Source organism: Xanthomonas prunicola (assembly GCF_002846205.1).
Lineage (GTDB): Bacteria > Pseudomonadota > Gammaproteobacteria > Xanthomonadales > Xanthomonadaceae > Xanthomonas > Xanthomonas prunicola.
The window spans coordinates 18,403-36,207 of the sequence record NZ_PHKV01000004.1; the positions used below are offsets into that span (position 1 = coordinate 18,403).

Genomic DNA, 17,805 nt, shown 5'->3' on the forward strand with positions numbered 1-17,805 from the left:
ACGCAGGCGCGGCAATGGCGACGCCCGCAGCCAAGGACTATTACGGCACTTTGGAGCCGTTTGCGGCCGAGGCGGTGTATTTCGTGGTGACCGACCGCTTCGTCAATGGCGACACCGGCAACGACCAGCGCGACCAGGGCGGGGCGCATCGCACGTTTGACGTTCCCACGCCGTGCGCCGATGGCAGCGATGACAACATCGGCTATCTCGGTGGCGACTTCAAAGGCATCGTCGAGCATGCCGATTACATCCGCGACATGGGCTTCGGCGCGGTATGGATTACCCCGATTGTCGACAACCCCGACGAAGCATTTACCGGCGGCAAACCGATTACCTGCGGTAGCACGCTCAGCGACCATGGCAAGACCGGCTATCACGGCTATTGGGGCGTCAACTTCTACAAGCTCGACGAGCATCTTCCCAGCCCAGGCCTGGATTTCGCTGGCTTCACCCGCGCGATGCACGCCAGCAAGTTGAAGGTGGTGCTGGATATCGTCGGCAACCATGGTTCGCCGGCTTACACCATGCCGCAGGCGCAGCCGGGTTTCGGCAAGATTTACGATGCGCAGGGTCGCCTGGTCGCCGACCATCAGAATCTTCCGCCTGCACAGCTGGATCCGCAGCACAACCGGTTGCATGCCTTTTACAACACCGGCGGCGGTCTGGCGGAGTTGTCCGATCTCAATGAAAACAATCCGGCGGTGCTGGATTATCTGTCTGGTGCCTACCTGCAGTGGATGGAGCAGGGCGCTGACGCATTCCGCATCGACACCATCGGCTGGATGCCGGATCGTTTCTGGCATGCCTTCGTTGCACGTATGCGTGAAAAACGCCCTGGGTTTTTCATGTTCGGCGAAGCCTTCGATTACGACGCCAACAAGATTGCCGGCCATACCTGGGCGCGCAACGCAGGTGTCAGCGTGTTGGATTTTCCGCTGAAACAGCAACTTGCTGCGGTGTTCGGTCATGAGCAGGCCGGCTTCGAAAAACTCGCAACGCCGTTGTTCCTGCGTCAGGGGCCGTACGCAAATCCCTATGAGTTGATGAGCTTCTACGACAACCACGACATGGCGCGCCTGGATGCCAGCGATAACGGGTTTATCGATGCCCACAACTGGCTGTTTACCGCCCGCGGTATTCCGGTGATCTATTACGGCTCGGAAATCGGCTTCATGCGTGGTCGTGCCGAACATGCCGGCAACCGGAATTACTTCGGCGTCGAGCGCATTCGCGATGCGCCGCAGAGTCCGATCTTCGCCCCGCTACGGCAGATCGCCCAGGTCCGTCGCGACACGCCGGCATTGCAGCGCGGTGTGCAGGTCGATGTGCAGTTGCGCGGCAATCAAGCCGCATTCCTGCGCGTCTATCAGCAGGCTGGCACGACACAAACAGCGTTGGTGCTGCTCAACAAGGCCGATACCGAGGCAACCATCGAAGTGAAGCGCTTCCTGCAGCCGGGCACCTGGCGTGATGCGATGAGCGGCGCGCAGCTGCCGGTACAGCGAGGTCTGGCCACGCAAGTGCCGGCGCATGGCGTGCGCGTGTTGCTGTCGGATGCACCCATCACCGACCCGGCCCTGCGCAAGCAGCTGGACCTTCAAATGGCCGAGCAAATCGCGCGCGATGCGCGCAATAAATAGGGGCTCAAAGCGTTCTTACGAGAATATCTAGCATGCGCTCGGATGCGATTCGTTGCGGTGTCCGAGCTGCGTGCTTTAACGAATCCCGAATCCCGAATCCTCAGCGCTCAGCAGTCTTGTTAGCTGCGCGCCCCCGAGCCGCATCGCCGGCGTCAACCGCAGACGACGGCGCCCAACCCAGCGGCGGCTGCAGCCCATCGCTGCGCGATGAATCGCGTAGCGCCAAACGCACAGGAATCGTGCGGCTCTGCGCCGCTTCGCCGCGAATCAAGGCAACCAGGCTTTCCACCAGCAACGTGCCGGCCTGCTTGGTGTCCTGCTGCACGGTCGACAACGCCGGCGCAACCGATGCCGCCAACGCAATATCGTCGAAGCCGCTGACCGCAACGTCCTGCGGCACGCGCAGACCGCGCTCACGCAGGGCACGCATCGCGCCGATCGCAATCAGATCGCTGGCCGCACAGACCGCGTCGAACGCTTTGCCGCTGTCGAGCAATGCTAGGCATGCGGCATGGCCGGACGATTCGGTGGTGATCGCATCGAACTGCAGCGCCGGGTCGGCTACCAAGCCGTGCTGCGCTAGTGCAGTGACATGGCCGCGATAGCGTTCTTCGAATTCGGGGTAGTGGTTGGACGCATGGCCCAGAAACGCGATGCGCCGGCAGCCCTGCGCCAGCAGATGCTGGGTGATGTCCAAGCCGCCCTGGTAATTATCGCTGCCGATCGAGATGCCGGGCTGGCCGGGCAGGGCCGCGCCCCAACGCACGAAGTGGGTGCCTTGCTCGACCAGCAACTGCAGCCGCTGGCGCGACTGCTGGTAATCGCCATAGCCCAGCAGGATGATGCCGTCGGCCTTGTTGCTGTCTTCGTAATCGGCTTGCCAATCCTTGGACAACTGCTGGAACGACACCAGCAGGTCGTAGCCCTGCAGCGCGCAGGCACGTGTGATCGACCCCAGCATCGAATGGAAGAACGGGTTGATCAACGAATCGTCGGCAGTGGGGTCTTCGAAGAAGAGCAGTGCCAGCGTGCCGGCATTGCGTAGCCGCAGCGACGAGGCGTTCTTGTCCACCTTGTAGTTCAGCTCGTGCGCGATGCGCAGGATCCGCTTGCGGGTTTCCTCGTTGACCATCGGGCTGCCGCGCAGGGCGCGCGACACGGTGGGCTGCGACACGCCGGCCAGGTAGGCGATATCCAGCGAGGTGGCTTTACCCTTGATGGTCATGGTCGGCAACGGCAGGACAAGTGGCCGGCATCATGCCACGCGCCCGCCGACGCCGTGCCGCCCTGCACAGTGGCCGGCTGATTGGTTTACCATTCACGCCCGAGACCCCTTGCGAGAAGGTGGCCCGCGCCCAGCGCCGGCCCAGCGTGCGACATGAGCACTACCACCGCCCACCGCTGATCCTTGCCTGCGCCAGTGCGCAGAGCGCCTTGATGGCGCTGTTTCGACTCACTTCCTGCATTCCTCTCCGAGCCTGTCCAGCAATGGACAGATCTCCCATGGCAGCGGACCGCTGCAGCCAGACCAGACCTCATTCTTGCCCATGATCAATATCACGCTTCCCGACGGCAGCCGCCGCGAATTCGAATCCCCCGTCTCGGTGATGCAGGTCGCCCAGTCGATCGGCGCCGGCCTGGCCAAGGCCACCATCGCCGGCCAGGTCGACGGCCAGCTGGTCGACGCCAGCGACGTCATCGACCATGACGCCAGCCTGCGCATCATCACCGCCAAGGACGCCGAAGGCGTGGAGATCATCCGCCACTCCTGCGCCCATCTGGTCGGGCATGCGGTCAAGCAGCTGTATCCTGAGGTCAAGATGGTGATCGGCCCGGTCATCGCCGAAGGCTTCTATTACGACATCTACAGCGAGCGCCCGTTCACGCCGGACGACATGGCCGCGATCGAGCAGCGCATGCAGGACCTGATCGCGCAGGACTACGACGTGATCAAGAAGGTCACCCCGCGCGCCGAGGTGATCGAGGTGTTCGCCCAGCGCGGCGAGGAGTACAAGCTGCGCCTGATCGAGGACATGTCCGACGACATCACCGCGATGGGCCTGTACTACCACCAGGAATACGTGGACATGTGCCGCGGCCCGCACGTACCCAACACGCGCTTCCTCAAGGCCTTCAAGCTGACCCGCATCTCTGGCGCCTACTGGCGCGGCGATGCCAAGAACGAGCAACTGCAGCGCATCTACGGCACCGCCTGGGCCGACAAGAAGCAGCTGGACGCCTACATCCTGCGCATGGAAGAAGCCGACAAGCGCGACCATCGCCGCATCGGCAAGGCGCAGGACCTGTTCCATCTGCAGGAAGAGGCGCCGGGCCTGGTGTTCTGGCATCCCAAGGGCTGGTCGCTGTGGCAGGTGGTCGAGCAGTACATGCGCAAGGTCTATCGCGACAGCGGCTATGGCGAAGTGCGCTGCCCGCAGATCCTGGACGTGTCGCTATGGCAGAAGTCCGGCCACTGGGACAACTACCAGGACGCGATGTTCTTCACCGAGTCGGAGAAGCGCACCTACGCGGTCAAACCGATGAATTGCCCGGGTCACGTGCAGGTGTTCAACCAGGGCCTGCATAGCTACCGCGACCTGCCGATCCGCTACGGCGAGTTCGGCGCCTGCCACCGCAACGAGCCCTCGGGCGCGCTGCACGGCATCCTGCGCGTGCGCGGCTTCACCCAGGACGACGGGCACGTGTTCTGCCTGGAATCGCAGATCGAATCCGAAGTCACCGCCTTCCATCAGCAGGCACTGGCGGTCTACACCGCGTTCGGCTTCGAGGACATCGAGATCAAGATCGCGCTGCGTCCGGAAAAGCGCCTGGGCGACGATGTCACCTGGGACAAGGCCGAAGCCGCGCTGCGCAGCGCGCTGGGCGTGTGCGGGGTGGAATGGCAGGAGCTGCCGGGCGAGGGCGCCTTCTACGGCCCCAAGATCGAATACCACCTCAAGGACGCCATCGGCCGCACCTGGCAGCTGGGCACCATGCAGGTCGATTTCATGATGCCAGGCCGCCTCGGCGCCGAGTACGTGGACGAGAACAGCCAGAAGAAGCACCCGGTCATGCTGCACCGGGCGATTGTGGGTTCGATGGAGCGTTTCATCGGCATTTTGATCGAACACCACGCCGGCGCCTTCCCGTCCTGGCTGGCCCCGGTGCAGGTCGTTGTCGCCAACATCACCGACGCTCAGGCTGAATATGTCGACTCGGTGCGGAAAACCCTTGCAAATCAAGGCTTCCGTGTCAGCGCCGATTTGCGTAACGAGAAGATCGGTTATAAGATTCGCGAGCATACGCTGCAACGCGTGCCATATCTGCTCGTGGTCGGTGACCGCGAGAAGGAAAATGGCGCAGTCGCCGTGCGGACGCGTTCGGGGGAGGACCTCGGGACCATGGCGGTCTCAGCCTTCATCGAACGCCTGCAGGCAGAGCAGGTAGCGTGAGCCAACCCCGGCCGGTCTGGATGATCCGGATGCGCCGGTTCGATTCCCCTGGGAGATTGCAATATCAGTACCCCTGACAACAAACAGAACCGCAAGAACCAAGAAATCCGTGTGCCGCGCGTCCGCGTGATCGGCAGTGACGGTGAGATGGTCGGCGTGTTGTCGCGCGACGAAGCGCTCGCCAAGGCCGAAGAAGAAGGCCTGGATCTGGTCGAAATCCAACCGCAGGCCGATCCACCGGTCTGCAAGATCATGGATTTCGGCAAGTTCAAGTTCGAGCAGCAGAAAAAGGCCAACGAGGCCAAGAAGAAGACCAAGCAGGTCGAGATCAAGGAACTCAAGTTCCGTCCGGTCACCGACGAGGGCGACTACCAGATCAAGCTGCGCAACATGCGCCGTTTCCTGGAAGAGGGCGACAAGGTCAAGGTCAACATCCGCTTCCGTGGCCGTGAAATGAGCCACCAGGAGCTCGGTCGCGAGATGGCGGCGCGGATCGAAGCCGATCTGGGCGAAGACATCGTCATCGAATCCCGTCCGCGCCTGGAAGGGCGTCAGATGGTCATGATGATTGCGCCCAAGAAGAAGATCTGAGGATCTTCTTCGTTGCTGCGACGGGCCCCGGCGGGGTCCGTTGTGGTTGCAAGATCAATTGGTTGCAAGAATTCCCGGCAACGGGCATACTGCGCGGCCCGGTTTTGCCGGGCGCCGTGCAAGCGGCATCAGGACCTGTCCGGATCGTGTTCGATCAAGGACTTACAAGCAGGCAAGGGCAAGGATGGAAAGTGTGGTCGCAAGACTGCCGCCCGTGTCAGTGACAAAACACCATCAAGGACATTGCAATGCCCAAGATCAAGACCAACCGGGCGGCGGCCAAGCGTTTCCGCAAGACCGCCTCCGGCAAGTACAAGTGCGGTCACGCGAACCGTAGCCACATCCTCACGAAGAAAGCGACCAAGCGGAAGCGCAACCTGCGGCAGACGAATCACGTCCGTGCCGAGGACGCAGGCCGTCTCGATCGTATGCTTCCCTACCTCTGAGGACTGACCCATGGCACGAGTAAAGCGTGGTGTGCAGGCGCGCCGCCGCCACAAGAAAATTCTGACCCTGGCGAAGGGCTACTACAACGCTCGCCGCAAGGTCTTCCGCGTTGCCAAGCAGGCGGTCATCAAGGCGCAGCAGTACGCCTACATTGGCCGTAAGCAGAAGAAGCGTAATTTCCGTTCGCTGTGGATCACCCGCATCAATGCGGCTGCCCGCATCAACGGCTTGAGCTACAGCCGTTTCATGAATGGCCTGCTCAAGGCTGGCATCACCCTGGACCGTAAGGTGCTGGCCGATATCGCCGTGCACGACGCCGCCGGCTTTGCCGCGCTGGCCGAGAAGGCAAAGGGCGCGCTGGCGGCATAGGTGCGAGTCCCTCGCAAGAGCCCGCACATCCATGTGCGGACTTTTGAAGGGGAGTTTCTCGAGGGAGCTTGCACATTCGTGTACAGGCCTCCGGCGAGGGCAAGCAGATATGCAGGGGAAGGGCGCGAGTCCTTCCCCTTTTGCGTTTTTGCGAAGCCGCCAAGTGGGCGATGACAGATCAATGCAGTGACAATGCGTTCCGGTGTATCCGGAAACACCGTTCGGCTAGCAGTTGAGGCGCAAGTGCAATGAGTGAGATTCAATCCCTGACCGAACGCGCGCTGGCCGATGTTGCCGCGGCGCAGACGCCGGACCAACTGGAAGCCTTGCGTGTCGCGTTGCTGGGCAAGAGTGGCAGCATTACCGCTCAGCTCAAGCAACTCGGCACCTTGCCCGCCGATCAACGCAAGGCCGCTGGCGAAGCGATCAATCTGTCGCGCGACGCGTTGACTGCGGCGTTGGCCGAACGCAAACACACCCTGGAAACCGCCGCACTGGATGCCCGTCTGGCCGGCGAACGCATCGACGTCACCTTGCCGGGCCGCCGCAGCGAGCGCGGTGGTCTGCACCCGGTGACGCGCACGCTCGAGCGTATCGTCGAGATTTTTGCGCGGCTGGGGTACGAGTTGTCCGATGGTCCGGAAATCGAGGACGACTGGCACAACTTCGAAGCGCTGAACTTCCCGCCGCACCATCCGGCGCGCGCGATGCACGACACGTTCTATTTCGGCGACGGACGTCTGTTGCGCACCCACACTTCAGGTGTGCAGGTGCGTTACATGGATGCGCATAAGCCGCCGCTGCGCATGATTGCGGCCGGCAAGGTGTATCGCTCCGATTCGGATCAGACCCACTCGCCGATGTTCCATCAGGTCGAGGGTCTGCTGGTGGACGAACATTCGACTTTCGCCGATCTCAAGGGCACCTTGTCCGAGTTCGTGCGTGCGTTCTTCGAGCGCGATTTCGAAATGCGCTTCCGCCCCAGCTATTTCCCGTTCGTGGAGCCGGGCGCGGAAGTGGATATCGCTTGGCAGCAGCCCGACGGCAGCACGCGCTGGCTGGAAGTGCTGGGCTGCGGCATGGTGCATCCGAACGTGCTGCGCAGTGTCGGCATCGACCCCGAGCGCTACATCGGCTTCGCCTTCGGTCTGGGCGTGGAGCGCTTTGCGATGCTGCGCTACGGCGTCAACGACCTGCGCGCCTTCTTCGAAAACGACGTCCGCTTCCTCAGGCAGTTCGCCTGACGGCGGGGAATCGGGAATCGCAAAAGCCACGCGCCTTGCGGATCCCGTCTCGAAGCCCCGGTGCCCCTGCTTTTGCGATTCTCTATTCCCGATTCCCGATTCCCGATTCCCGATTCCCGGCCCCTCATGAAATTCTCTGAAAATTGGCTGCGTAGCCACGTTCCGATCCAGGCCTCGCGCGACGAACTGGCTGCGACGCTGACGGCGATCGGCCTGGAAGTCGAAGACGTCACACCGCTGGGCGAGTCGCTCGGTCAGGTGGTCGTGGCGCGCATCGTCGAAGCTGTGCGACACCCGGAAGCCGATCGCCTGCAGGTCTGCAGCGTCGATGCAGGGCAGGGCGAGTTGCTGCAGATCGTGTGTGGCGCGCCGAATGCGCGCCCGGGTCTGGTGGCGCCGTTGGCGCTGGTCGGTGCGAAGATCGGCGATCTGACCATTACCGCTGCCAAGCTGCGCGGTGTGGCATCCAATGGCATGTTGTGTTCGGCCAAGGAACTGGGCCTGGATGGCGATGCGTCCGGGCTGTTCGAGTTGCCGGACGATGCGCCGGTGGGGCAAGCGCTTGCCGAGTATCTGGGACTGCCCGATGCCAGCATCGAGATCAAACTCACCCCAAATCGTGCTGACTGTTTCAGCGTGCGTGGCATCGCCTTCGACGTGGCCGCCGCCTGCGCCAGCGAAGTGGTGGCATTCGATGCCGGGGCCGTTGCATCGGTGTCCACACGCACGCTCGCGGTGGAATTGAATGCCGGCAAGGAAGCGCCTCGGTATTGCGGCCGTGTGATCGAAGGCATTGACCCGTCCGCGAAAACGCCGGTGTGGCTGGCCGAGCGGCTGCGCCGTAGCGGCGTGCGCCCGGTGTCGTTGCTGGTGGATATCACCCAGTACGTGATGCTGGAACTGGGCCAGCCGATGCATGCCTTCGATCTGGATACCTTGCAGGGATCGATCGGTGTGCGTCGTTCGCGCAGTGGCGAGCAGTTGGCGCTGCTGGACGGGCGGCAGGTCACGCTGGACGACAGCTTCCTGACCATTACCGATGCCGACCGCCCCGTGGCGCTGGCTGGCTTGATGGGCGGGCTGGACACACGCGTCACCGACACGACGCGCAATGTGTTCCTGGAGTCGGCGTATTTCGATCCGGCCGCCATCATGGGCCGTGGCCGCAAACTTGGCCTGCATACCGATGCCGGGCATCGCTTCGAGCGGGGCGTGGATCCGGCATTGCCGCCACAGGCGATCGAGGTCGCCACGCGTCTGGTGCTGGAACTGGCAGGCGGCACGCCGGGCCCGGTGGTGCACGCTCAATTGCCGGAGCATCTGCCGCAGCCGGTACGCATTGCGTTGCGTCGCGCACGCATCGCGCGCGTGCTCGGCATCCACATCGACGACACCGATGTGGTGCGGATTTTGAGCGCGCTCGGCATGCAGCTCGAGGCGGTGCCCGAAGGCTGGCACGTCGTCGCGCCAAGCCGTCGGTTCGATATCGCCATCGAAGAAGATCTCATTGAAGAGCTGGCGCGTATCCACGGTTACGACCGGGTGCCGACCACGCTGCCCGGCGGCGCCAGTCGCATCGCAATGCCGAGCGAAACCCAGCTGGACGAACTCAGCGTGCGACGCCAGCTGGTGGCGCGCGAACTGCAGGAAACCATCAACTACGCCTTCGTCGATGCCGGTTTGCTGGAGCGCTGGCAGCTCACCGATGGCCTGGTGCCGTTGGCCAACCCGCTGAGTGCGGAACTGGCGATCATGCGTCCACGCTTGTTGCCGGGCCTGGTGGCGACACTGGGTCGTAACGCTGCCCGTCAAGCCGGGCGGGTGCGCTTGTTCGAACTGGGCAAGGTGTTCGCTGCGGCCACCGATGCCGGCGCAGCGCCGCTGGAATCGCAGCACGTTGCCGCGGCGGTGTGCGGCGATGCGCTGGCGCTGCAGTGGGGCGAGGTCGCGCGCAAGGTGGATTTCCACGATTTGAAGGGCGACCTGATGGCGCTGGCTGCGGCCAGTGGCGCGCAGCTGGAGTTCCAGCCGTCGACGCAGCCGTTCGGACATCCGGGCCGGTCGGCCGATATCTATCGTGACGGTGCCCGCATCGGCTGGATCGGGCAGGTGCATCCGCGCCTGGCCAAGGCGCTGGACATCGATGTGGACGTGGTCGCGTTCGAACTGCAGCTGGCGTCGTTGGTGCAGCGGGCGCTGCCGCGTGCCGGTGAGCTGTCCCGCTTCCCCTCGGTGCGCCGCGATCTGGCCTTCCTGGTGCCGGAAGAGGTGAGCTGGGCGGCAGTGTCGGCGAGTGTGCGGACTACGGTCGGGCCGTTGTTGCGCGAGGTGCAGTTGTTCGACCGCTATGTCGGGCAAGGGGTCGAGCCAGGTTTCAAGAGTCTGGCTATGGGCTTGATTTTGCAGGATAACTCGCGCACTCTCACCGACCGGGACGTCGATGCGGTCGTGACCGATGTGGTGGCCGTGATCGAGCGCGAGCATCGCGCCCGGATCCGGAGTTGAGGCGGTAACCAGGGGATTGGCATGGCATTGACGAAAGCGGAGATGGCCGAACGTCTGTTCGACGAGGTCGGTCTGAACAAGCGTGAGGCAAAGGAATTTGTCGACGCGTTCTTCGATGTGCTGCGCGATGCGCTGGAGCAGGGCCGTCAGGTGAAGCTGTCCGGTTTCGGCAACTTCGATCTGCGGCGCAAGAACCAACGGCCCGGTCGCAATCCCAAGACCGGCGAAGAAATTCCGATCTCGGCACGGACCGTAGTGACGTTCCGCCCCGGACAGAAACTCAAGGAACGGGTGGAGGCTTATGCTGGATCCGGGCAGTAATCGCGAGCTACCGCCGATCCCGGCAAAGCGCTACTTCACCATCGGTGAGGTGAGCGAGCTATGCGACGTCAAGCCGCATGTGCTGCGCTACTGGGAAACCGAATTTCCCAGCCTGGAGCCGGTCAAGCGGCGCGGCAACCGGCGCTACTACCAGCGCCATGACGTGCTGATGGTGCGTCAGATCCGTGGACTGTTGTACGAGCAGGGCTACACCATCGGCGGTGCGCGCCTACGCCTGGAAGGCGAGGGTGCCAAGAGCGAGTCCGCGCTGAGCAATCAGATCATCAAGCAGGTGCGCATGGAGCTGGAAGAAGTCCTGCAACTGCTGCGCCGCTAGGAAAACGTTTCACAAAGCCGCTATAATCGCAGGCCGCCCTCGCGGCGGAGCGCAGCATCTTCGGGGTATAGCGCAGCCTGGTAGCGCACTAGTCTGGGGGACTAGTGGTCGTCGGTTCGAATCCGGCTACCCCGACCACCTATCAAGCCCATGACATTCTGTCATGGGCTTTTTGTTGCCGTGCAACATTGCATTTTTATGTCTACGCCTGCGGCGCAGCATAGGTAGATCGGCATATCGCACCGCAGCATGAACGCCAGGCGAGCGCTCGGTTTTTGCGGCCCAGTTCGCTATGGACTTGGGTCACGGAATGATGCTAAGTGTCCGGAAACGTTCCAAAACCTCAAGGCTACGCCCAACCGTGGATCACGGTTCGTTAACGCGATATCGACGAACTTGAATCAATAGGCCAACGCCGTCAAAAAAATGGCGTGTAGTGTCTTGCAGTGCAATCTTTCTGTGCCATAGTGCAGTGCAACACGCCTTATCTGTCGTGATCCCGATGTCTTGGGATGAACCCTCTGTCGTACGTTCGTGCTGGCGTGTTTGGCCGGTTGAATGCTGCGCGAGCTCCTGTCCCACCCAACCGAGGCAGCCAGCCACACGCATGAAGAAACTGATCGGACGATTTTGCCAAGCGCTGAGCCTGGCCTTGATCTGCTCGATAACACTGGGCGCTTGCAGCACCGGGAAAGACATGGCGACGTCGTTGCCGCTTCCCGATCCGCTCGCGATGTCTGCAGTGCAGCCCGAGTATCGACTCTCTCCAGGCGATCTGCTGCTGGTCAAGGTGTTCCAGATCGACGATCTGGAACGGCAGGTGCGTATCGATCAGAACGGCCACATTTCGTTGCCGCTCATCGGCGATGTCAACGCAGCCGGCATGGGCGTCGGCGAGCTGGAAAAGATGGTGGCCGACCGGTATCGCAACGGCTACCTGCAAAATCCTCAGGTGTCGGTGTTCGTGCAGGAATCCAACGGTCGCCGCGTCACTGTGACCGGTGCTGTTACCGAGCCCGGCATCTACCCGGTCATCGGGGCCAATCTGACGCTCCAGCAGGCCGTGGCGCAGGCCAAGGGCGTCAGCACCGTGGCCAGCCGCGGCAACGTCATCGTGTTCCGCATGGTCAATGGGCAAAAGATGATCGCGCGGTTCGACCTGACCGAGATCGAGAAGGGCACCAATCCGGATCCTGAGATTTACGGCGGCGATATCGTCGTGGTGTACCGCTCGGATGCGCGCGTATGGTTGCGCACCATGCTGGAACTGACTCCTCTTGTGATGGTGTGGCGCGCTTACCGATGAGTATGAATTCCGACAATCGTTCCTCTTCGTCTCACCGTCACGGGCATCTCGAACTCGCCGATGTGGGCTTGCTCGATTACTGGCGCGCCCTGGTGTCGCAGCGTTGGCTGATCATCGCGATCGCACTGGCCTCACTGTTGCTTGCGCTGGTCATCACGTTACTGATGCCGGAGAAGTACCGCGCGACCAGCACGCTGCAGATCGAGCGCGATTCGCTCAATGTAGTGAACGTCGATAACCTGATGCCGGTGGAATCACCGCAGGATCGCGATTTCTACCAAACGCAGTATCAGTTGCTGCAGAGCCGTTCGCTGGCGCGCGCGGTGATCCGCGAAGCCCAGCTGGACAAGGAGCCGGCGTTCAAGGAGCAGGTGGACGAGGCGCTGGAAAAGGCCGCAGCGAAGAATCCCGAGGCAGGCAAGTCGGTCGATTCGCGTCAGGCGATCGTCGAGCGCAGCCTCACCGATACGTTGCTGGCAGGTCTGGTCGTCGAGCCGATCCTCAATTCGCGCCTGGTCTACGTCAATTACGATTCGCCTGACCCGGTGCTGTCGGCTAAGATCTCCAACACGTACGCAAAGATGTTCATCATCAGTACGCAGGAGCGCCGCATGAAGGCGTCCTCCTTTGCGACCAAGTTCCTCGCTGAGCGATTGGAGCAGTTGCGCGCCAAGGTGGAGGACTCGGAAAAGTCGCTGGTTACGTACTCGACCGATGAGCAGATCGTTTCGGTGGGCGACGACAAACCTTCATTGCCCGCCCAGAACCTGACCGATCTCAACGCATTGCTGGCTTCCGCCCAGGATGCCCGGATCAAGGCCGAGGCTGCCTGGCGTCAAGCGGAAAGTGGCGATGGTATGTCGCTGCCGCAGGTGCTCAGCAGCCCGCTGATCCAGAGTCTGCGTACCCAGCAAGTGCAGCTGACCAGCGAATACCAGCAGAAGCTGTCGACCTTCAAGCCGGACTATCCTGAGATGCAGCGCCTGAAGGCGCAGATCGAAGAGTCGCGTCGGCAGATCAATGGCGAGGTCATCAATGTTCGCCAGTCGCTGAAGGCGGCCTACGACGCGTCGGTGCATCAGGAGCAGCTGCTCAACGAACGCATTGCCGGTTTGCGTAATAACGAGCTTGATCTGCAGGGCCGCAGCATTCGTTACAACATGCTCAAGCGCGACGTCGACACCAACCGTCAACTCTACGATGCGCTTCTTCAACGCTACAAGGAAATCGGTGTTGCCGGCAATGTCGGCGCCAACAACGTGACCATCGTCGATACCGCAGATGTGCCCACGTCGAAGACTTCGCCGAAACTAAAACTGAATCTCGCTCTGGGACTCATCTTTGGCGTATTCCTAGGCTTGGCTGTGGCTCTCGTTCGGTACTTCTTACGCGTCAATGGGCAGGAAACGCGGTTGAACTGACATGGTGATGTTGCAAAACGATGGTTAATTAAAGTGACAACTGATTCAGCGTGGAAAAGGAGGGATCCCGTATGTTTCGGGTTCCCTCGTTTGAAAGTTTGTCTCTGTTGAAACAAAGGGCTGTCGAGTGATCTGGGGTCGGTAGGTTTTGCCGCGGTGATCGCTTTGACGGAGATGATTGAAAGCTCGCGTGCGATTCGTATGTTCCCCCGCATGCGTCGTATCGAGTTTGGAGGACATCCCCATGCTTTTGGCAGACTTGAGTAGCGCGACTTACACAACTTCCTCGCCGCGATTGTTGTCCAAATATTCGGCTGCGGCCGACTTGGTTCTGCGCGTCTTCGACCTGACCATGGTTGTGGTGTCCGGTCTGGTCGCTTACCGCATCGTGTTCGGTTCCTGGGTGCCGGCAGCGCCGTATCGGCTGGCGATCGCCACCACGCTGCTGTATTCGGTGATCTGCTTTGCGCTGTTCCCGTTGTACCGCAGCTGGCGCGGCCGTGGCCTGTTGAGCGAACTGATGGTGCTGGGCGGCGCGTTCGGCGGTGTCTTCGCGCTGTTTGCGGTGCATGCGCTGATCGTGCAGGTGGGCGAGCAGGTGTCGCGCGGTTGGATCGGCCTGTGGTTCGTCGGCGGCTTGGCATCGCTGGTCGCTGCCCGCACGGTGCTGCGCGGGTTCCTGAACCATCTGCGTACTCAGGGTGTGGACGTCCAACGTGTGGTGGTGGTGGGTCTGCGTCACCCGGTGGTGAAGATCAACCACTATCTGAGCCGTAACCCGTGGGTCGGCATGAATCTGGTGGGTTATTTCCGCACTCCGTACGATATTGCCGTGACCGAACAGCGCCAGTCGCTGCCGTGCCTGGGCGAGCCGGATGCGTTGATCGACTACCTCAAGGAGAACCAGGTCGAGCAGGTGTGGATCTCGCTGCCGCTGGGTGAGCGCGACCACATTAAGCAGCTGCTGCAGCGCCTGGATCGTTACCCGATCAACGTCAAGCTGGTGCCGGACCTGTTCGATTTCGGTCTGCTGAATCAGTCTGGCGAGCAGATCGGCAATGTGCCGGTGATCAACCTGCGCCAGGGCGGTGTGGACCGCGACAATTACTTCGTGGTGGCCAAGGCGTTGCAGGACAAGATTCTGGCCGTCATCGCGCTGATGGGCCTGTGGCCGCTGATGGCCGCGATTGCAGTGGGCGTCAAATTGAGCTCGCCGGGCCCAGTGTTCTTCCGCCAGCGCCGTCATGGCCTGGGTGGCCGCGAGTTCTACATGTTCAAGTTCCGCTCGATGCGTGTGCATGACGACCATGGCACCACGATCCAGCAGGCGACCAAGAACGATGCCCGTATCACGCGTTTCGGTGCATTCCTGCGCCGCAGCAGCTTGGACGAGTTGCCGCAGATCTTCAACGTGCTGGGCGGCAGCATGTCGATTGTCGGCCCGCGTCCGCACGCCGCGCAGCACAACACGCACTACGAAAAGCTGATCAACCATTACATGCAGCGTCACTACGTCAAGCCGGGCATCACCGGTTGGGCGCAGGTGAACGGCTTCCGTGGCGAAACCCCGGAATTGCGCACAATGAAAAAGCGTATCCAGTACGACCTCGATTACATCCGTCGTTGGTCGCTGTGGCTGGACATCCGCATCATCGTGCTGACCGCGGTGCGCGTGCTCGGACAGAAGACCGCGTACTGATGATGGTGGGCAGCGTGCGACCTGGCGCGTTTGGCGCCGCGGGCGGCTGCATCGCAGCCGCCTCTTTCAAGCAGGCGGCTGCATGCTGATTCGAATGAGCGAGGAGACCCGCGTCCGCTGGCACAACCTGCTCATCGAGCTGACGTTGCTGGTGGGCGTGGGTTACAACCTGATACTGGCGTTCATCAACGCGAACGTGTTCACCGTGCGACCGGTGATTACCTACGCGGTCGAGTTCATGGTTTACGCGGCCTGCTTCCTGTTGGGGCTGGGCTCGATGAGCCGCAAACGCATTGCCCTGATCGTCAGTGGACTTGGCTTCATCGTCGCGCTGATGTTCGTGCGTTTCCTGGTGAACTGGCAGATCGACCCCAAGTTTTTCCGCGACGCGCTGGTGGTGTTCGCTTTCGTCGTGCTTGGCTCGGCCTACACGGGTTCGGTGCCCAAGCTCTTCATCCGCATGACCATCATCGTCTCGCTGGTTGCCGCCTTTGAGCTGGCGATGCCAGTGAAATACGGCGATCTGATCAATCCCAAGAGCTTCTTCGTCAATGCGCGCGGCATGAGCGCCGAAGGCTTCTGGAACGAAGACAGCAATCTGTTCGTCAGCGCGACGCGGCCGGGTGAGCGCAACTTCCTGCCGGGTTCCAATCTGCCGCGTGCCTCCTCGATGTTCATCGAGCCGGTGACGATGGGCAACTACATCTGCTTCTTTACCGCGATCTTGTTGGTGTTCTGGCGTTGGATGCGGCCGGCAGCGCTGATCCTGTCGGTGGGGTTGATCGGCTTCATGATCGTGGCTTCCGACGGACGATTGGCAGCGGGCACCTGTGTGCTGATGGTGTTGCTGTCGCCGCTATTGAAACGGCTGGATCAGCGACTGGCCTTCCTGGTGTTTCTGTTGGTGATCATGAGCGCGTGGTTGCTGGTCTGGGTCACGGGCATCACCGCGTACCAGGACACCACGATGGGGCGGGTGTTCTTCACCGTGTATTCGATGAATAACTTGTCGTTCGAGTCCTGGATGGGTCTGGATTTTGATCAGGCGTACCGTTACTTCGATAGCGGGATCTCGTATTTCATTGCGTCGCAGTCGATCGTCGGCGTGCTGGCGTTCCTGCTGTCGTATTCCTTCCTGTTGTTGATGCCCAGCAAGGAAGGGCAGCTGTTCAAGAACCTGGCGATCTTTGCGTTCGCATTGAGCCTGCTGGTGTCCAACGGCTACTTCTCGATCAAGACGTCGGCGTTGTGGTGGTTTGTCTGTGGTTGCATGTGGCACATGCTGCCGACCTGGTCTGCGTCCGGCACACCGGCTGTTTTGATCAAGGACGATCCAACGGTAGATGGCGCGCAGTTGCCATTGCCTGCGGGAGCGGCACGATGAGCGTGTCGGCAACGCCGGCATCGCTATCGGCTTTGCCGGCCGCCGGCGCGCAGGTTGCAAGCACTGGCCGCGCCCGCGATCCGCGCATCGATGCGACGAAGGCAATCGCGATCCTGCTGGTGATCTTCTGCCATGCCAAGGGCGTCCCGCATGGCATGACGTTATTTGCCTATAGTTTCCACGTGCCGCTGTTCTTCCTGGTGTCGGGTTGGTTGGCAGCAGGTTATGCCTCGCGCGATACCGGCTTGACGCAGACGATCAGCAAGCAGGCACGCAGCCTGCTGCTGCCGTATGTCACCTTTTATCTGTTGGGTTACGCGTACTGGCTGCTAACCCGCAATATCGGCGAAAAGGCTGCGCGCTGGGGAAGTCACCCCTGGTGGGAGCCGATCGTTGCGATGTTCACCGGTATTGGCCCGGACCTGTATGTACAGCCACCGCTGTGGTTTCTACCGGTCATGTTGGTGACCGTCGTGAGTTACATGGTATTGCGCCGCCTGATGTCGCCGATATTGATCGCCGGGCTGGCGTTAATCGTGGCGTGGTTCTGGATGAACTGGTTCCCGGCCCAGCACGTGCGGATTTTTTTCGGTTTGGACGTGCTACCGGTGTCGCTGTGTTTCTACGCATTGGGCGCTTTGCTGATCCACGTGTCGCCGCGCCTGCCGATATCCTTGGCTGGCAGCGCCCTGGCGACGGTCGTGTTGGCAGTGCCGGTGGCCTGGCTGGCCAAAGCCAACGGGCGAATCGACGTCAACATGCTCGAATTCGGACACAACCACGCGCTGTTCCTGGTGAGCGCGTTGCTTGGTGCGTTGATGGTGGTCTGCGCAGCGCGGCTGGTGCAGAGCTGGGCGTGGCTGCAATGGATCGGCCGCAATACCTTGCTGATTCTTTGCACGCATATGTTGGTGTTCTTTGTATTGTCCGGGGTTGCGGCATTGGCTGGTGGATTCGGCAGTGCGCGTCCAGGGCTTGGCTGGGCGGTCTTCGTCACGCTGTTTGCATTGGCCGCCTGCGTGCCGCTGCGTTGGATCTTGATGCGCTTTGCCCCATGGACGCTGGGTGCGCGCCGGGTGGCGGCATGAG

16 protein-coding genes and 1 tRNA gene are annotated in these 17,805 nt (G+C 61.7%); 15 read left to right on the forward strand and 2 right to left on the reverse strand.

Features of this window, described 5'->3' with window-relative positions; translation table 11 throughout:
• Positions 1-14 precede the first annotated feature (14 nt).
• A complete protein-coding gene (locus tag XpruCFBP8353_RS13545) occupies positions 15-1,640 on the forward strand; it encodes an alpha-amylase family glycosyl hydrolase (RefSeq protein WP_162301073.1) in 1,626 nt (541 codons plus the stop codon).
• Positions 1,641-1,740: 100 nt separating this feature from the next.
• Here XpruCFBP8353_RS13545 and XpruCFBP8353_RS13550 read toward each other — a convergent pair whose 3' ends face one another.
• A complete protein-coding gene (locus tag XpruCFBP8353_RS13550) occupies positions 1,741-2,865 on the reverse strand; it encodes a LacI family DNA-binding transcriptional regulator (protein ID WP_162301046.1) in 1,125 nt (374 codons plus the stop codon).
• A gap of 322 nt (positions 2,866-3,187) precedes the next feature.
• Here XpruCFBP8353_RS13550 and thrS point away from each other — a divergent pair, with 322 nt between their 5' ends.
• The 9 genes from thrS (at position 3,188) to XpruCFBP8353_RS13600 (ending at position 11,044) form a co-directional block, all read left to right on the forward strand.
• The gene (gene thrS, locus XpruCFBP8353_RS13555; protein ID WP_157935126.1) at positions 3,188-5,092 is read left to right on the forward strand and encodes a threonine--tRNA ligase; all 1,905 of its coding nucleotides are present in this window, start codon (positions 3,188-3,190) and stop codon (positions 5,090-5,092) included.
• Positions 5,093-5,140: 48 nt separating this feature from the next.
• Positions 5,141-5,683, forward strand: a complete 543-nt coding sequence (gene infC, locus XpruCFBP8353_RS13560) for a translation initiation factor IF-3 (RefSeq protein ID WP_070690874.1) — start codon at positions 5,141-5,143, stop codon at positions 5,681-5,683.
• 248 nt (positions 5,684-5,931) lie between these two features.
• Entirely contained in the window at positions 5,932-6,129 is a 198-nt protein-coding gene (gene rpmI / locus XpruCFBP8353_RS13565) for a 50S ribosomal protein L35 (protein ID WP_002811096.1), read from the forward strand.
• Positions 6,130-6,139: 10 nt separating this feature from the next.
• The gene (gene rplT / locus XpruCFBP8353_RS13570) at positions 6,140-6,499 is read left to right on the forward strand and encodes a 50S ribosomal protein L20 (protein WP_003484828.1); all 360 of its coding nucleotides are present in this window, start codon (positions 6,140-6,142) and stop codon (positions 6,497-6,499) included.
• 248 nt (positions 6,500-6,747) lie between these two features.
• A complete protein-coding gene (locus XpruCFBP8353_RS13575; RefSeq protein WP_101363706.1) occupies positions 6,748-7,743 on the forward strand; it encodes a phenylalanine--tRNA ligase subunit alpha in 996 nt (331 codons plus the stop codon).
• A gap of 126 nt (positions 7,744-7,869) precedes the next feature.
• Positions 7,870-10,248: a phenylalanine--tRNA ligase subunit beta gene (gene pheT, locus XpruCFBP8353_RS13585; RefSeq protein WP_101363708.1), complete on the forward strand. Its 2,379-nt coding sequence runs from the start codon at positions 7,870-7,872 to the stop codon at positions 10,246-10,248.
• Between the two features lie 21 nt (positions 10,249-10,269).
• Complete coding sequence (locus XpruCFBP8353_RS13590; protein ID WP_002811076.1) at positions 10,270-10,569, forward strand: integration host factor subunit alpha; 300 nt, start codon at positions 10,270-10,272, stop codon at positions 10,567-10,569.
• Complete coding sequence (locus XpruCFBP8353_RS13595) at positions 10,550-10,906, forward strand: MerR family transcriptional regulator (protein WP_005914014.1); 357 nt, start codon at positions 10,550-10,552, stop codon at positions 10,904-10,906. The genes XpruCFBP8353_RS13590 and XpruCFBP8353_RS13595 overlap by 20 nt, the downstream gene beginning before the upstream one ends.
• A 61-nt stretch (positions 10,907-10,967) precedes the next feature.
• A tRNA-Pro gene (locus tag XpruCFBP8353_RS13600) sits at positions 10,968-11,044 on the forward strand.
• Between the two features lie 228 nt (positions 11,045-11,272).
• On the opposite strand, the gene XpruCFBP8353_RS23835 is transcribed toward XpruCFBP8353_RS13600, so the two are convergent.
• Entirely contained in the window at positions 11,273-11,605 is a 333-nt protein-coding gene (locus XpruCFBP8353_RS23835) for a hypothetical protein (RefSeq protein WP_162301045.1), read from the reverse strand.
• Here XpruCFBP8353_RS23835 and XpruCFBP8353_RS13605 point away from each other — a divergent pair.
• From XpruCFBP8353_RS13605 to XpruCFBP8353_RS13625, 5 genes are all read left to right on the forward strand, one after another.
• Positions 11,514-12,212, forward strand: a complete 699-nt coding sequence (locus XpruCFBP8353_RS13605) for a polysaccharide biosynthesis/export family protein (protein WP_162301074.1) — start codon at positions 11,514-11,516, stop codon at positions 12,210-12,212. The two genes, XpruCFBP8353_RS23835 and XpruCFBP8353_RS13605, sit on opposite strands and share 92 nt — an antisense overlap.
• Complete coding sequence (locus XpruCFBP8353_RS13610; RefSeq protein ID WP_101363709.1) at positions 12,194-13,633, forward strand: GumC family protein; 1,440 nt, start codon at positions 12,194-12,196, stop codon at positions 13,631-13,633. The genes XpruCFBP8353_RS13605 and XpruCFBP8353_RS13610 overlap by 19 nt, the downstream gene beginning before the upstream one ends.
• Before the next feature lie 244 nt (positions 13,634-13,877).
• Positions 13,878-15,332, forward strand: a complete 1,455-nt coding sequence (locus XpruCFBP8353_RS13615; RefSeq protein ID WP_101363710.1) for an undecaprenyl-phosphate glucose phosphotransferase — start codon at positions 13,878-13,880, stop codon at positions 15,330-15,332.
• 94 nt (positions 15,333-15,426) lie between these two features.
• Positions 15,427-16,716 carry a polysaccharide biosynthesis protein GumE gene (locus tag XpruCFBP8353_RS13620; RefSeq protein ID WP_162301075.1) on the forward strand — a complete coding sequence of 430 codons (1,290 nt, stop codon included), beginning with the start codon at positions 15,427-15,429 and terminating at the stop codon, positions 16,714-16,716.
• Complete coding sequence (locus XpruCFBP8353_RS13625; RefSeq protein WP_101363712.1) at positions 16,713-17,804, forward strand: acyltransferase family protein; 1,092 nt, start codon at positions 16,713-16,715, stop codon at positions 17,802-17,804. Before XpruCFBP8353_RS13620 ends, XpruCFBP8353_RS13625 begins: the two co-directional genes overlap by 4 nt.
• Position 17,805: the final 1 nt, after the last annotated feature.